This window comes from Bradyrhizobium sp. Leo78 (assembly GCF_059512425.1).
In genome coordinates this window covers 37,737-53,265 of record NZ_JCAMOT010000010.1, presented here as the reverse complement: position 1 = coordinate 53,265, position 15,529 = coordinate 37,737, and the positions used below count along the sequence as shown (strand labels likewise).

The window sequence follows — 15,529 nt, the reverse complement described above, 5'->3', positions numbered from 1 at the left end:
AGTCCCCGCCATGTGACGGCCGCACGCCTACAACTGCAACCGTTTTTCGGGAGACTGAAATAGTGCCGTAGCGGGAAGACAGTTTGAATACGCCATATCAACCAGCGCAAGGCGTAGGCCGGGGACGACACATGGCGCTATCAAACTTGAAGGGTGAATGGCCAGGGACGACACCTGGATATCGGTTCAAGATCCAGAGTTCCTCCAATAACATAAAAGTTGTTCTTGCGGTTCTCCTTGGTCTTTCTCTCCCTTTCAATGCATCGGCGCAGAGCATCACCGACGCGAAGCTCGACCGCATCAAGGCGAGTACCTCGGCGGTCGACAGCAACTTCATCAAGGCAAACGCCACAACATCCAAGGATTGGCCAACCATCGGCCTCGACTACGCCGAAACGCGGTTCAGCAAGCTCAATCAGATCAACACCGACAACGTGAAGGATCTTGGGCTGGTCTGGAGCTACAATCTTGAATCATCACGCGGTGTCGAGGCGACACCCGTCGTCGTCGACGGCATCATGTATCAGTCGGCGCCTTGGAGCGTGGTCCATGCGATTGACGCGCGGACCGGAAAAAAACTCTGGTCGTTCGATCCAGGTGTCGACCGGTCAAAGGGCTACAAGGGCTGCTGCGACGTGGTCAACCGTGGCGTCGCCATTTACAAGGGCAAGGTATTCGTGGGGGCCTATGACGGCCGCCTGATCGCGCTCGATGCCGCGACCGGCGCGAAGGTCTGGGAAAAAGATACGCTGATCGACCACGCGCATTCCTATACGATCACCGGCGCGCCTCGCGCGTTCAACGGCAAGGTCGTGATCGGCCAGAGCGGCGCCGAGTACGGTGCGCGCGGGTATGTCACGGCCTACGACACCGAGACAGGTAATCAACTCTGGCGCTGGTTCACTGTGCCCGGGGATCCATCGAAGCCGTTTGAAGACGCTTCGATGGAAGCCGCGGCCAAGACCTGGGACCCGGCAGGCAAATACTGGATCAACGGTGGCGGCGGGACTCCGTGGGACACGATCACGTTCGATCCCGACTTGAACATGGTCTATATCGGTACTGGAAATGGTTCTCCCTGGAATCGCAAATTCCGCAGTCCGTCGGGCGGCGATAATCTCTACCTCGCCTCGCTCGTCGCGCTCAACGCCGACACCGGCCAATATATCTGGCACTACCAGGAGACGCCCGGCGATAATTGGGACTACACGTCAACCCAGCCGATGATCCTCGCCGACATCATGATCGACCGTGTACTGCGTAAGGTGATCTTGCACGCGCCGAAGAATGGCTTCTTCTTCGTTATCGATCGTACCAACGGCAAGTTTATCTCGGCGAAGAACTTCGTCGATGTGAATTGGGCGACGGGATACGACGCCAACGGGCGGCCGATCGAGTTGCCGCCTGCGCGCGGCGACGGTCCATACGACTCCATTCCCGGGCCAGACGGAGCTCACAATTGGCATCCAATGTCGTTCAATCCCCAGACCGGCCTCGTCTACATTCCGGTGCAGCACATACCGGTTAGTGTGACGCCGGAAAAGTCGTTTACGCAGAATGCGGCTACGCCGGGCAAGGTTGGCTCCATACTGGGCGGGAATATCGGCTTCGTTTTCAACAGCACGCCTCCGAAATCGTCCGCATTCGGACGTCTGCTCGCTTGGGATCCGGCGCATCAAAGGGAAGTCTGGCGGGTCGAGCACGTGTCGCCGTGGAACGGCGGTACTCTGACCACCGCAGGCAACTTGGTTTTCCAGGGGACGGCGGATGGCCGCTTTGTCGCCTATGACGCAGCAAAGGGAACCAAGCTGTGGGAAACCCCGACCGGCAACGGCGTGGTCGCGGCTCCCGCAACTTACATGATCGATGACATACAGTATGTCTCGATTGCGGTCGGCTGGGGCGGCGCTTTCGGCATTTCTCAGCGAGTGACCGAGTTCCAGAACCCGGGAACGGTCTATACGTTTGCGCTGGGCGGCAAGGCGAAGCTACCGGAGTTCGTGAAGTACCAGACCGAAGGTCTCCTGCAGGGCGTGAAGTACGATCCGAAGGATGTGAGGGAAGGCGGTGCCATCTATGTCGCGGCGGCCTGTGCAGCCTGCCACGGCGTGCCTGGTGTCGGCCCCGGAGGCAACATTAGAAATCTCGGCTACGTTCCGGCCGAAGAGATCGCCAATCTGAAGGACATCGTCTTCCACGGTCCGTTCCGCGACAAGGGCATGCCTGATTTCACCGGCAAGCTGACGGAAGCGGACGTTGTGAAAATCCAGGCCTTCATCCAGGGCACTGCCGACGCCATCAGGCCCAAGCGCAAGTAGCTGGCCGTAAACCAGTTGAGCCTTTGAACCGTGGCGTGCTGCCAGAATTGACCTATCGCACAGCGGTGCAGGAGTTCGGCGCGCACGGCGCGGCCGAGCCGTCCTATCTCGTCGGCATCTACGCCATGGTCTGCGTCACGCCGAACACGTTCGACGCGCCGGTGCCCTATTAGGCCGCGCGCCTGGACTAAGCCGATGCCTTTGCCGAGCACATCGCGAGCAGCGACTTTGCAACTGGATCATCGGGGAAGGCAGTCAAAATACCCTGGTAGCAGCGGGCGGCTTGATCGAATTCACCTCGCTCGAAATGTAACGAGGCGTCCCACGTCAAATCGCACAGTCTGGCGGCATTGACCGACGCCTTCAGCTCCGGATCGTCGCTGGCCTTGATGCCCAGAAGCTCATAGATCATGAACTCCCGCTTGCGACCCTTGACCTGAACCTTTCTGATAGGCCTTGCCACGATTTCCGGCCCGACAGCCTCGACCACGCTGTCGCTGATGCAGATCGTGGTTCCGAAATTCTTGTTGATGCCCTCCAGTCGCGCCGCGACGTTCACCCCGTCTCCCATCACCGTGTAGCTGAGCCGCTCGCTTGAACCGACATTGCCGACAAGCACCTCGGCGCAATGCAGCCCGATCCGAAGATACAGTGACGGTCGCCCCTGCTTGCTCCAGTCCGCATTGAGCTGTTCCATTCGCCTCGTCGCCCGCATCGCGCCACAGCAGCCACGCAACACATCATCGGCGCGATGGACCGGAGCGCCCCAGAACGCCATGATGCCGTCACCGATGAACTTGTCGACCGTACCGGACTCCTCCGCTATCGCGTGCGAGACGACTTCGAAATAGTGCGAAAGTTGCGCGAGGAGATCATTCGGCGCCATTTGCTCCGACAGGGTGGAAAAGTCCTTCAGGTCGGTGAACAGCACCGTCATGAAGCGCTGTTCGACACCGAGCGTCAGCGGGGTCCCCGTCTTGATCAGATTCCTGACTATGCCCAGCGGTACGAACGAAGAGAAGGAGCGCAGCGACGTCTCGAACAGCTTGACGGCGGTTTGGAGTTCCTTGATCTCCTTGATCTTTGATGGCGTCGCGACCCCGTGTGAGAACGTCAGGTCCTCGACTGACCGCAAGTCCTGCGACACGCATTCGATCGGCCGTGACAATCTGCGGGAGAAGAAATGGATCAGCAGCAACTCGATGCCGGTGAGAGCGGCGATCAGGGCGACCATCTGCCTGTTCGTTCGCTTGAGGGTCCCGATAAAATCATCGGTCGGCGTCAGGGTGATAACCTCCCACGGTTTGCCGAAACTTCCTGGAAAGCGGGCAAATGAGGCGCTGATCTCTTCGCCGCCCTGCGGCGACCGGAACAGGAAATCGTCGCGATTGGTATCGCTCTGTAGCCGATGAGCCTCGCGCACATTGGGGTCGTCAATCGTATCCAGCCTGGCCATTTCCAGACGGTCGTTCTCCAGTCTCACGCCTTTCTTCGGGTCAGGATAAGAGATGATCGTGCCATCGGTCGGATTGGCGATCACGGTGGTGCTGCGCGGGCTGGCGCGATGGCTGGTGAGAAACTGCGACAGCACGTTGAGCGTGATATTTGCCGAAGCACAGCCAACGAACGCGCCGTCCTTGATGATCGGGACTCTCACAATGATGACCGGAAAGCCGGTGTCCGGATTTGGCCGAGGCCCCTCGATGATCAGTGCGCGGGCATCTTTCGCCGCCTGGTAACCCGCAAGGGTCCTGATGTCCTCGATTGTCCCAACGTCATAACTCCCTACGACATGGGGCCACGTATCGTAGAACGTACGGTGCCGGACCCGTCGCGGCGAGCCGGAGAAGCTGTCGATGTAGCCGGAATGCCAGTTCGCTGTCGCCGGAATCTTGGGATCGGAGCGCCGGCGGTCATCGTCGATCCGGGTCACAACCCGATGATAGCCGTCCTCCAAGCTGACATAGACCGCATCGATCTGCGGCGCAGATGTAAGGGCTTCGTGGAGCAACTCGCGGCTCTCCTCCTTTTTGAATATCTCGGGATCTTCCGCGGCAAAGGAGGCGAGCAATTCCAGCGTGGCCTCGACCGGATTGACCAGGCCTCGGGCGTCATCGATGCTGGCCCGCTTTGTCTTGGCCACGACGTCGTTCAGCGTCGCATTGATCGTGGCCGAGTTTTGCCAGTAATTGTAGGCCAGGATGAATATCAGCGCGGGAATGCTGAGGAGGACGAACAATCCCGACATCGCCGCGCTCAGTCGCAGCGCACCGATTGCGGGCACAATCCGGCGATAAAGAGTCCGGCTCAGCAGGATGGCAGCAACGACCGCAAGGAAGGCCCACGGTCTCGGATCTCGTATCTGCGATCGCCATGATTGATCGTCAGACGCATAGATCAGGCCTTCCGGGAGCTTCGCTTCATCCAACATGCCGAGGTCGACATAAGCGCGCGCGATGGCGTTCCAGCGCGCGACACTCTGCTGACCGATCGGCGTGAGATGCGGCTCGATCAGCAGCTCGGTCCGCGCGGCCTCGAACAGCAGCGCCTTCTGAGTTTTTTGCGCGGCGTACTTGCCTCGTATCAGATCGGCGATCTCCTCCTTGTGGGCGAGCGCATACGCCCACCCCCTCAAGCTCGCCTCGCGAAACGCTGCTACGCGCTCCGGATGCGCTGCGATCTGGCGCTTTGAGGTGCAGAGGTTGTCGCCGTAAAAGTCGAACCCGTAGGCGCGCGGCGAGAAGGCCAGATATGGCGTGCCGTACTCTTCGAACAAATACGGCTCGTTGGTGCTGTAGGCGACCATCGCATCGGCCTTGCCGCTGAGCAGATCACGCGGATTCCCGGAATGGGCGATGCGGGGCAGGTCCGCGTAGCCGACCCCCTCGTGCTTCAGCATCGCGGCGATGTCGTCGCTGCTGGGGGCATCCATCAAAGCGTGGCCCTTCAACTCGGAGACCGCATGGATGCCGGCGCGGTGCAGCACCAGGATGATGGCCGCGGAGTGCTGAAAGATCACAGCGAGGACGACATTGTTGGCGCGTTCGGCGCTGTTGACGAACACGCTGGTCGTGCACACGCCGAAATCAGCAGCGCCTTTGGCCACTTCGAGGCCCGCATCGATGCCAGGGCCGCCCTCGCGAACTGAGACATCGAGGCCGTTGTCGCGATAAAATCCCTTCTCGACCGCAGCGTAATACCCGGCGAACTGGAACTGATGTTTCCACTTCAATTGCAGCGACACCTGTTCGAGCGCGTGGGCCGGCGTGACCCGACCGAAGACAAGTTCGACCACGAGGCAAAGCGCGAACAGCACGTCGCGCCCATGACGCAACATTTGCGCTGCGGACATGTCGAGCCCTGCGCTCATATGTCAGCCTCGCAGGCAATGCCTGCCCTTCAGTCGCGAATTTGCCTCAAATAGACAAGTCTTGAGATAGCAGAGTCTGCATCAAGCCATACGGCACATCAAGCAAGGGGAGCTGGTGAGGCCGCTCCCAACACCTTATGGCAGCGCACCAATAATGCGTCAGTGACACTTCTGCTTCTGGGCCCCAAGCCACAATCGAATCGACGGGGGAATGTCTGCCTCGCGCATAGCGGCTGCAATCAGCGACTCGAACCGAATAGCGCCACACTTGTTACTCTCACCGTTCGATTTCCGCTGCCAACTTGCGGCGAATGGAATCGCGCCTCACGCCACGAGGCCGCGAATTCGTCCAAATCAGGAGGTTTCCGGAGCCATGAACACATCGACAGAGAACGGACGGAAAGGCGGCCAGCGCGCCATGCACACACCACCGGTCGTATCGCCGCGGGAGTGGGAAGCGGCCCGCCAGCAGTTGCTCGTGAAGGAGAAGGCGCAGACCCGCGCCCGTGACGCGCTCGCCGCCGAACGCCGGCGCATGCCGTGGATGGCGGTGGAGAAGTCGTATACGTTCGAGGGGCCTGCGGGCAAGACGAGCCTGCTCGACCTGTTCGACGGCCGGCGTCAGCTCATCGTCTATCGCGCCTTCTTCGAGCCGGGCGTGTTCGGCTGGCCTGATCACGCCTGCCGCGGCTGCTCCATGGTGGCCGATCAGGTCGCCCACCTCGCCCATCTGAACGCCCGTGACACCACCCTCGTCTTCGTCTCACGCGCGCCGCAGGCGGACATCGCGCGGCTGAAGGCGCGGATGGGCTGGCAGATGCCATGGTTCACCATCACTGATGGCTTCGACGCCGACTTCGGCGTCAACGAGTGGCACGGCACCAACGTGTTCTACCGCAACGGTGACCGCGTGTTCCGCACCTACTTCATCAACAACCGAGGCGACGAGCAGATGGGAGGCACCTGGAACTATCTCGACATCACGCCGCTGGGCCGGCAGGAGGTCTGGGAGGACTCGCCCGAAGGCTATCCCCAGACCCCGACCTACAAGTGGTGGAACTGGCACGACAACTACGTCGCCGACGCCGCGCCCGACAAGACGTGGGTCGAAGTGTCCGATGCCGGAGAGAAAGCATTCCGGAACAAGGACGCCGGCACGCAGCAATGAGCCGGGCTCGTTCCAGTCACTGAGCCCTGCGACGTGCAGGCGGCGCAGCGGTCGGCCGTAGCTCCATGTTGGATACGCCCGCCGCGATATTCAGGCCCGTCTGCGCCTGCACGGACAGCGGCTGCAAGGTGACCGTGCGGTCCGAGCCTCCGACCAGGACGTTGGCGCCCACGCCGGCGCCGACCGTGCCGCCGGCGGTCGCCCCCACATAGGTTCCCGCCAACGCGCCGCGGCGCAGTGTCGTCGGCGCAAAAACCGCCCATGTCAGTTGGCCGCCGGATGTGGCGCCGATGTCGAGCCCGAGCGTGCTGACGGTGCCATCATAAGGCTCGCGTGCTCTGCCTCTCGCCGACGTAAGGATGCAGCTCAGCTGCCGCTGTCCCCCGACGATCATCCCGACCCCTGGCGATATGCTGCAGGTGAGCGTGCCGACCTTCGTTCGTCCAGCCTCTTGAGCATTAGCCGGAGCGATGCCGAGCGCGAGCGCCAGGACACCTGCGGTTGCGATTCCGTTCAGCGTTGCTTTGTTCATGGGTCGCCCTTCATTGAAGCATTCCAACGGCACCCTCAACGCGGACAATGTCGTGATGTTCCCGCTCCTCGCAACGTCGAGGTGTAAGCGCGTTCGGAAATCGCTGCGCAAGACATTTGCAGCCGCGAATTGACTTCGTTCGCTTGCCCGCGACTGGACGCTCATGATGAACAGGTGTTCATGAGCGTGACCAAATCGTCACGGAAGTTTCGTTGAATGGCCTTGCCGATCGCCTACGTTTCCTTCGAACGGGAGGACTTTCCATGAAGCAATCGCAGCATCTCTTGGATAACGCGGTGATCTGTTCAAAGCTTGCAAAGCGGACAACTGACAAGCAGACGAAAATTTACTTCAAGCGCTTGGAAGATTCCTGGAGGGCTCTGGCGCGCGAGCAGGACTGGCTCGATGGAGAAATCGCTCCGGTCGAAGTATCCAGGCTTCGCCGCCGGACCGGCGTCGGGCAATCGCTGTCGTGACGCTGAACGGACTGAATTGGCTTCCTTGGTCGGCGAGATAGTCATGACCGTCTCGTCGACCAAACAGATGCGAATACTCGCGCGGCTTACGCTCCATCTGTTGCAGGAGCGGGCCCGCCTTCGCAGCGGGCTGCATTCACTCGGTGCTCTCGCCTTGCAGCTCCGCCTTGAAGCCGTCGGTGTTTTCGAAATTCACCTTCACTTTGTCGCCGTCGAAGGTCAGCGCCCAGGTCTGGATTTCGCCATGCCCCAGGATCCGGCGCTCCATCACGAACGTATGGTCGCTGGTCCAGCGCCCTCTTGCGGCGTTGATCCCATACCGCGCCGGAGGGCTCTTGCGATAGGTTCCGTCCAGTCCGACCAATCCTGTGAACCGGCCATCTGACTTGTCGGTATAGGTCGTGATCACCCAGGACGAATCCGTGTCGTAAAAATTCAGCGTGAAACTTTTCAACCGCAGCCTGTTGTCGAAGAAATGATAGACCTTTCCCGAAACCGCCTTGGCCAACTCTGGCGTGCCGCCGATGGCGCATGGTTTTTCCGTCGCGGCTCGACGTATCGCGTCGGTCAATAACGCCTTGGCGATGGGATCCTCGGGCAGCGGCTTGTCGGATTTGACCGCGCCCGAGATATCGTCGATCAGCCCGGAGGCCGAATAGAACTCGGTGTCCCGCAGGGCCCCGGTCATAACCGCGATAACATCCAGCCTCGGTATGATCAGGATCAATTGCGAATGCCGGCCGCGCGCCATGTAGGCGCCCTTTTCGGGATAAGACCACCACAGGTTCCCATAGTGGAATCCAAACGTCGCGGCGACGGGCCCGGACTTCGCCCTCTCGACCCATGACGACGGGATAAGCTGTTTTCCTTCCCACTGCCCGTTGTGAAGATACAGGTAGCCGATCCTGGCCATGTCGTGCGGCGCGAGATACAGGCCCGCTTCGCCGTCCGTCACACCCTGCGCGTCCACATTTCCCCATCGGGCACTGTGGATGCCAAGCGGTTCGAACAGCTCCTTCTTTGCAAAATCGAAGGCGCTCTGCCCGGACTTCCTGTTGACGAGCGCGGACAGCAGATAAGGGTTGCCGCCATTGTAATTGAACGTGGCACCGGGCGCGCCAGCCATCGGCTGGTTCAGCACGAAGGCCGTCCGATCGGGGCTCTCGTACATCTTCATGATGGTCTCGCCGGGGCGATACGCCTTCTCCAGCCATTCGATGCCTGACGTCATGTCGAGAAGGCTTTGCACCGTGATCGCCTTTTTCCGGTCATCGACGTCTTGGATTTGCTTGTCTGAAAACAGATCGATGACCGGGTGATCAACGCTATCAAGCTCGCCCTTTTGCAGCTCAATAGCGGTCAGCGTGCCGACGACGCTCTTGGTCACTGATCTCAAATCGTGGCTGACCCCGGCGATGTACGGAGCGTAGTAGACATCAGCGACGATCTTGCCGTGACGAATGATCGTCAGGCTGTCCTGCTGATAAGTGCCGACATTCTCTATCAGCCGGGCAAGACTCGCTGAGTCCATCCCCTGTTCTTCGGGGCTCGACGTCTGCCAGGATTTTGTCGGCCAGAGGACTTCCTGAGGACCTTCACCGTCAGTTGCGGCATCAAGCCGGTTGGATGCGCCAAAGAACTGAAAGCTCGCGACCAACGCGACAAGCGTCAGCATCTTGAAACGCATTGGACCCCTCCCGGTTCACGCCTCTCGCCGAACTCTGCTGTTATCAATCATAGATTGAAATCTGCGCCAGATCGAGCCCGAATGAACGCGGGCTTGGCCATTGGCAGCTTGCGCGTCCCAGGCGTGCGAGTATACGCCCCGAACGATGATCCGGTGCAGACAGCGCCGGGCGTCAGATCCGAAATGAGTGCCTGATCTGTCTCAGCATTGACAGCGCAGCATCCGTGTAACGGCCTGCGTAGCAGTATTGATCGAACTGCGATGCACCAAGCAGCAGCAAAACCGCAATTGCGAAGCCCTTGAGCATAGGGGCCTCCTTTGTGGAAGAGACCGCCAACCGGGCTGGTCCGGGTTTCAGATCATTCCGGAATTCACTGTCGCTCAAGCATGAGCCGGAAGCGTGACTACCGCCTCCCCGAAAAAATCATGCTCAAACTAAGAAGCTAAAGCGGGATCACAATTCGAGAAGAAGTCATCACGCTTCAGTCGCGACCACTTGCAATGACGACAGCTTGGCAGGTATTCCTAGCCGAAAGCTGAATAAGCTTGGTTGACGGAAGAATACCGGAATCACAGAGATACTTGCCCATTCGGCGTGACCCCGAGCGCAGTGCGACGCTCCGCAGCTGTCGAAGAACTCCGCGGCAGGGCCCAATCGCCGCACCGCTGTCGCCCACAAGCATATTCCGCGCAGGCGCGCGATGCCGTAAGCTGGCGCTGCCAACCCTCGCCCGCGGAGCCCCGATCGCAAGTCCCAGAACAAGCCGTTTCCTCGCTCCGACCGTCCGAGCCGTTGGCCCAAGCCGAAATAACGGAGGAAGTCATGACGATGAGACCGGACCCCACGTTCCATGCGTCGCCGAAGCTTGCCATGGAAGCGCCGCCGGAGAATTTTGCCTACACGCTGTTGCTCAGCCCCGATTTCTCCAAGCCCGACGCGCTCGCGGTGATCGACGTCAAGCCGGGCTCAAAGACCTACAGCCAGATCGTCCATACCGTGACGATGCCGAACAAGGGCGATGAATTCCATCATTTCGGCTGGAATGCCTGCTCCTCCGCGCTGTCGCCGCTCACGGGACACGCCTTTGTCGAACGCCGCTATCTCATCATCCCGGGACTGCGGTCCTCGCGCATCTATGTGATCGACACAAAGCCATCGCCGCTCGAGGCAAAGATTCATAAGATCATCGAGCCCGAGGAAGTGTTCGACAAGACCGGCTACTCGCGGCCGCACACGATCCATTGCGGGCCGGACGGCATTTATGTCTCGACGCTCGGCGGCAGCGGCAAGGACGGCACCAAAGGGCCTCCCGGCATCTTCATCATGGACTGTGAAACCTTCGACGTGCTCGGGCGCTGGGAGATCGATCGCGGCCCGCAGACGCTGCATTATGACTTCTGGTGGAATCTGCCGCGCGACTACATGGTGAGCAGCGAATGGGCGCTGCCGCCGCAATTCGAGAACGGCGTCGTGCCGGAAGATCTGCTGTCGAACAAATACGGCCACAGGCTGCATTTCTGGGACCTTCGCGCCCGCCGCAACGTGCAGACCCTCGATCTCGGCGCCAACCACCAGATGGCGCTCGAGGTGCGTCCTGCGCATGATCCGGTCAGGGAATATGGCTTCGTCGGCGTCGTCGTCGACACCACCAACCTCGAAGGCTCGATCTGGACCTGGTGGCGCGAGGGCGGCAAGTTCCACATCGAGAAGACGGCGACAATTCCCGCGGAGCCCGCACCGAAGGAAAAACTGCCGCCGCTGTTGCAGGGCTTCGGCGCGGTGCCGCCGCTGGTGACCGACATCGATCTGTCGATGGACGATCGTTTCCTCTACGTCGCCTGCTGGGGCACCGGCGAAATGCGCCAATACGACGTCAGCGATCCCAGGAAGCCGAAACTTGCCGGCTCCGTGCATATCGGTGGCATCGCGCGCCGCACGCCACACCCCGATGGAAAAGCCTTCGCCGGCGGCCCGCAGATGGTCGAGATCAGCCGCGACGGCAAGCGCGTGTACTGGACCAACTCGCTCTATTCGAGCTGGGACGACCAGTTCTATCCCGACGGCGTGCCGGGCGCCAAGGTGATGGCCAATGTCGGGCCGCAGGGCGGGCTGGAGCTCGCCCGCGACTACTTCGTGAGCTTCCCCGATGGCTACCGCGCGCATCAGATCCGCCTCGAAGGCGGCGACTGCTCGACGGACTCCTTCTGCTATCCGTCGGTCTGGAATTGAACGAGGCAGACACGCCCATCCTCTGGCTCTGGCTTGGCATCGTCGCGAGCGGCCTCTATCACGGGATCAATCCCGGCATGGGCTGGCCGCTCGCGGTCGCCGCGGGCCTGATGGAGAAATCCCCTCGTGCACTCGTCAGTGCGCTCTTGCCGCTGTCGGTCGGTCACCTCTTGGCAATGCTGCTGGTGCTGTTGCCGTTCGCGCTCCTGATCGCGCTGGTCGAGTGGCAGCGCCCGATCCAGGCCGGCGCCAGCCTGCTCGTCATCGCCTTTGGCGTCACGCGACTGCTCAGGCCTCGCCATCCGCGCGCGCTGGCACGGATACCGCCGACGCAACTTGGCCTGTGGTCGTTCGCGGTCGCGATCGCCCATGGCGCCGGGCTGATGATCCTGCCGCTCTATCTCGGGCTCTGCCTGCCTTCCGGCATCCATGACGGCCACGAGGCGGCGGCAGGCGTCGTCAACCAGAACCTCGCGATGGCGCTGCTGGTCGCCCTGGTCCACACCGCAGCCATGATCACCGCCGGCGGATGCCTGGCGTGGCTGGTGTATCGTTATCTCGGCGTGAGGTATGTGGCGAGAAGCTGGTTCAATCTGGAGACGGTCTGGGCCGTGAGCCTGGTCCTGGTCGGCGCCATCGCGCTCGCGATCAATTTGGCGGATTGGCACTGAGGAGCGCTGGCGGATTAAGTCAGCCTGGCTGACCAATCCACCAAGCGATTTGAAGGCTACTTGATGGACTGAACAGATGGGAGCACTGTTCCCGACATGCTGCGCCACGCGCCGTCAAGCGATTCGGCCAAACGGATGAACATCATGAGCGCCACGTCGATAAGCCGAATGGTCGTGCCGATGCTGGCATTTGCCATCGCCGGCGTCGTCGCGCTGTTCTTCCTCATTCCTCCCGCGCGGCAAACGCCACCGGTGGACACCAGCTCCGCCACGACGTCTGCGCCTGCAGCGCAGGATTCGGCATCGGACAAGCGCGATCAGGCACCATCGGCTCTATCGGCCCTGCAATCGGAGGCGGCCAACCTCGCAACAGCGCTTACCGGCCTGCCTCCCGCCCCGGGTAGCAGCGACGGCATGCCGGAGTTCGACGTTGTCCGCATCGAGCCAACAGGCGAAGCCGTGATCGCGGGCCGGGCGACGCCGGGTGCGACGGTGGAGCTGCTCCGCAACGGCGAATTGCACGATCGCATCGTCGCCGATCAATCGGGACAATTCGCCATGATCCCGCGTCCACTGCCGCCGGGGAATTACGATCTGACCCTGCGCGTCAAGCAGCCGGACGGCAAGGAGACCGCGTCCAAGCAGAGCGTCGCGGTGGCGCTCGAGCCTGCCGGGAAGGAGCAGCCGATCGTAGCGCTGATAGCGCCGGATAAACCTGTGAAGGTGCTCTCGCAGGATCCCGCCCCCACGCCGGCGGCGGAGCGCGTGATCGTCGTGGAAGCGGTCGAGACCGAGCCGGGCGGAAAGCTCCGTGTCAGCGGTCGCGCGCATCCCGGCGCCGCAGTGAGACTCTATCTCAACGACAGCTTTGTCACCGCCGTGACGTCGGACGACAACGGTCGCCTCTCCGTCGCGATCAACGCCGGCGTGGCGGCGGGCAATTACCGGATCAGGCTGGACGAGGTGGAGGCTGCTTCAGGCGCCGTCCGCGCGCGCGCCGAGGTGCCGTTCAACGTTCCGAGCACATTGACGACTGCCTCCTTGCCGGCGCAGGCCAAGCCCTCGGAAGCTGCCCCGACCAAGCTGGCCGCTGCCCAGACGACCGCTCCGTCCGACAAGGGCTCGCCCTCCGCCGTGGTGGTGCCGAAGATCACGACCGCCACCGTCTCCCGCGGTGACAGCCTCTGGCGCATCAGCCAGCGCGCGTTCGGTGCGGGGCAACGCTATGCCGTCATCTACCGGGCGAACAAGGAACAGATCCGCAATCCCAACCGCATCTATCCCGGGCAGGTCTTCGTCGTGCCGACGCACTGAAGGCCCGCCCGCGCGACGACGGGAGTTGCGGACTCATGGGCCGGACGATTTGAGGAAAGCGATGATCTTCGCCTTGTCCTCGGCAGAACGGACTCCGGTATAGGGTGTCATGCCGTTGCCCGGCACCAGTGCATCCGGATTTTCGATGAAGCGTCCGAGCTTGTCTTCGTCCCACACGAAATCGGCAGATTGCATCGCCTCGGAGTAGCGATAATTCGGCAGCGAGCCGGCCTTGCGGCCGATGATGTTGTGCAGGTGAGGACCGAAGCGATTGTCACCCTCTTTCGTTGTGTGGCAGGTCCGGCAGGAATTGTTGAACAGTTGCTTTCCCGATGCGCCCGCGTCCTGCGCCATCGGCTGCCCGGAAACAAATGACGCGAGCAGCAACGTCGTCGCGCCGAGGGCCATGATCAACTGCCGCTTCATTCGCGTGACCTCACGGTAAGACAACGGCGCCAAAGGCAGCGCGCGGCGAGGATACGAGAAGACGTCAGTGCGTGCTACGCCTTGATATCGACGGCAACCGCGTCGCGCTCGACCTTGTTCTTGGCCGCGAAGACGTCAAGGACGGCTTCGCTGATGACACGAGGCGGGGCCTTTTCCATCTGATGGGCGAGAAGCTGAACCCTCGCCTTCGTCACTTCGACAGGTACGGGGTAGATGAGCATGCTGCACCTCCGGTGCGGAGGCTGCGCTTGCAGGTGTTTACGGATTGTTAAGAGGTTGGGTTAACGGGCGCGGTAAGTGCCTGCTGGCGAGCCCGGATCTGGCGAACGACATGACGCAGTGCGCAGGGCTTCGTCCAACTTCGCCCCGCCCTCGATTGACAGAACAATTTATCTGACTAAAGTCAGATATCATGCCGCTCGACCCCATCGCGCGTGTCCGCCGCTTCAACCGCGCCGTCACCTCCGAGGTGGGTGCCCTCGACACCTCCTTTCTCGGGCGCGGACGCCCGCTCGGCAGCGCGCGCGTGCTCAACGCGATCGGGCATGGGCAGTCCGATGTCGCGGCGATCCGCGACTATCTCGGCCTCGACTCCGGCCTGATGAGTCGCCTGCTGCGCGGCCTGGAAGACGAAGGCCTGATCGAGACCGTGCCGCATCCCGAGGATGCACGGCGGCGCGTCGCCCGGTTGACCAAGGCCGGCCGTTCCGAATTCCGCGCTTATGAAGCGCTCTCCAACGCCCAGGCCAAAGACTTCCTGGCCCGCCACTCGCGGCAGGAAGAACTTCTGCGCGCGATGGACCTTGTCGCTTCCGCGCTCGGGCGCGGCCGCATCGTGCTCGAGGAAATGGACCCGAGGCGCGACGACGCCAGATATTGCCTCGGCGAATATTATGCCGAACTCGCACGCCGCTTCGAGAACGGCTTCGACGTTTCGCTGTCCCGCGATCCGGAAGCCGTGGACATGATCCGCCCGCGCGGCGCGTTTCTCGTCGCGATATCGGATGGCCTGCCGATCGGCTGCGTCGGACTGAAGGGCGGTGGCGGCGAGATCGCGGAAATCAAGCGGCTGTGGGTCGCGCCGTCAGCGCGCGGCCTTGGGCTCGCACATCGTCTCATGGAGGCCGCCGGGGACATCGCGCGCGAATTGTCCATCAAGGTCCTGCGTCTCGATACCAACAGCGCGCTGCCGGAGGCGCAGCGGCTTTACCGCAACAGCGGCTGGAACGAGATCGAGCGTTTCAACGACGATCCGTATCCGGACACGTTCTTCGAGAAGCGCCTCTGAAAAGTTGCCGCGGTTGCATTTTGTGCGG

12 protein-coding genes and 1 pseudogene are annotated in these 15,529 nt (G+C 61.6%); 8 read left to right on the top strand and 5 right to left on the bottom strand.

Annotation, left to right across the window (positions count from 1 at the left end; genetic code table 11):
• Window positions 1–131: 131 nt before the first annotated feature.
• Both AC5ZG1_RS15320 and AC5ZG1_RS15315 read left to right on the top strand, forming a co-directional pair.
• Complete coding sequence (locus AC5ZG1_RS15320) at window positions 132–2,318, top strand: PQQ-dependent dehydrogenase, methanol/ethanol family (protein ID WP_496133367.1); 2,187 nt, start codon at window positions 132–134, stop codon at window positions 2,316–2,318.
• Window positions 2,315–2,491: pseudogene (locus tag AC5ZG1_RS15315) on the top strand (carboxymuconolactone decarboxylase family protein); the annotation flags it as partial. The gene AC5ZG1_RS15320 and the pseudogene AC5ZG1_RS15315, both read left to right, overlap by 4 nt.
• Before the next feature lie 14 nt (window positions 2,492–2,505).
• Here AC5ZG1_RS15315 and AC5ZG1_RS15310 read toward each other — a convergent pair.
• Window positions 2,506–5,688, bottom strand: a complete 3,183-nt coding sequence (locus AC5ZG1_RS15310; protein WP_496133366.1) for an ABC transporter substrate-binding protein — start codon at window positions 5,686–5,688, stop codon at window positions 2,506–2,508.
• A gap of 373 nt (window positions 5,689–6,061) precedes the next feature.
• On the opposite strand from AC5ZG1_RS15310, the gene AC5ZG1_RS15305 reads away from it, so the two are divergent.
• Entirely contained in the window at window positions 6,062–6,856 is a 795-nt protein-coding gene (locus AC5ZG1_RS15305) for a DUF899 domain-containing protein (RefSeq protein WP_496133365.1), read from the top strand.
• 16 nt (window positions 6,857–6,872) lie between these two features.
• On the opposite strand, the gene AC5ZG1_RS15300 is transcribed toward AC5ZG1_RS15305, so the two are convergent.
• Window positions 6,873–7,388 (bottom strand): DUF992 domain-containing protein, encoded by a 516-nt coding sequence (locus tag AC5ZG1_RS15300; RefSeq protein ID WP_130226722.1) that lies wholly within the window; start codon window positions 7,386–7,388, stop codon window positions 6,873–6,875.
• Window positions 7,389–7,651: 263 nt separating this feature from the next.
• Between AC5ZG1_RS15300 and AC5ZG1_RS15295 the strand changes: the two genes are divergently transcribed.
• Entirely contained in the window at window positions 7,652–7,864 is a 213-nt protein-coding gene (locus AC5ZG1_RS15295) for a hypothetical protein (RefSeq protein WP_496133364.1), read from the top strand.
• 136 nt (window positions 7,865–8,000) lie between these two features.
• Here the strand turns inward: AC5ZG1_RS15295 and AC5ZG1_RS15290 are convergent, their stop codons facing one another.
• Window positions 8,001–9,551 (bottom strand): serine hydrolase domain-containing protein, encoded by a 1,551-nt coding sequence (locus tag AC5ZG1_RS15290; protein ID WP_496133363.1) that lies wholly within the window; start codon window positions 9,549–9,551, stop codon window positions 8,001–8,003.
• 823 nt (window positions 9,552–10,374) lie between these two features.
• On the opposite strand from AC5ZG1_RS15290, the gene AC5ZG1_RS15285 reads away from it, so the two are divergent.
• From AC5ZG1_RS15285 to AC5ZG1_RS15275, 3 genes are all read left to right on the top strand, one after another.
• Window positions 10,375–11,781 (top strand): selenium-binding protein SBP56-related protein, encoded by a 1,407-nt coding sequence (locus tag AC5ZG1_RS15285; RefSeq protein ID WP_456645433.1) that lies wholly within the window; start codon window positions 10,375–10,377, stop codon window positions 11,779–11,781.
• A complete protein-coding gene (locus AC5ZG1_RS15280) occupies window positions 11,778–12,452 on the top strand; it encodes a hypothetical protein (protein ID WP_464347970.1) in 675 nt (224 codons plus the stop codon). The genes AC5ZG1_RS15285 and AC5ZG1_RS15280 overlap by 4 nt, the downstream gene beginning before the upstream one ends.
• Window positions 12,453–12,596: 144 nt before the next feature.
• On the top strand, window positions 12,597–13,766 hold the full coding sequence (locus AC5ZG1_RS15275) for a LysM peptidoglycan-binding domain-containing protein (RefSeq protein WP_496133362.1): 1,170 nt from the start codon (window positions 12,597–12,599) through the stop codon (window positions 13,764–13,766).
• A 33-nt stretch (window positions 13,767–13,799) separates the two neighbouring features.
• On the opposite strand, the gene AC5ZG1_RS15270 is transcribed toward AC5ZG1_RS15275, so the two are convergent.
• Window positions 13,800–14,192 carry a c-type cytochrome gene (locus AC5ZG1_RS15270; RefSeq protein WP_496133361.1) on the bottom strand — a complete coding sequence of 131 codons (393 nt, stop codon included), beginning with the start codon at window positions 14,190–14,192 and terminating at the stop codon, window positions 13,800–13,802.
• A 74-nt stretch (window positions 14,193–14,266) separates the two neighbouring features.
• Entirely contained in the window at window positions 14,267–14,434 is a 168-nt protein-coding gene (locus AC5ZG1_RS15265; protein WP_496133360.1) for a hypothetical protein, read from the bottom strand.
• A gap of 191 nt (window positions 14,435–14,625) precedes the next feature.
• On the opposite strand from AC5ZG1_RS15265, the gene AC5ZG1_RS15260 reads away from it, so the two are divergent.
• Complete coding sequence (locus AC5ZG1_RS15260; protein WP_496133359.1) at window positions 14,626–15,501, top strand: bifunctional helix-turn-helix transcriptional regulator/GNAT family N-acetyltransferase; 876 nt, start codon at window positions 14,626–14,628, stop codon at window positions 15,499–15,501.
• Window positions 15,502–15,529 lie beyond the last annotated feature (28 nt).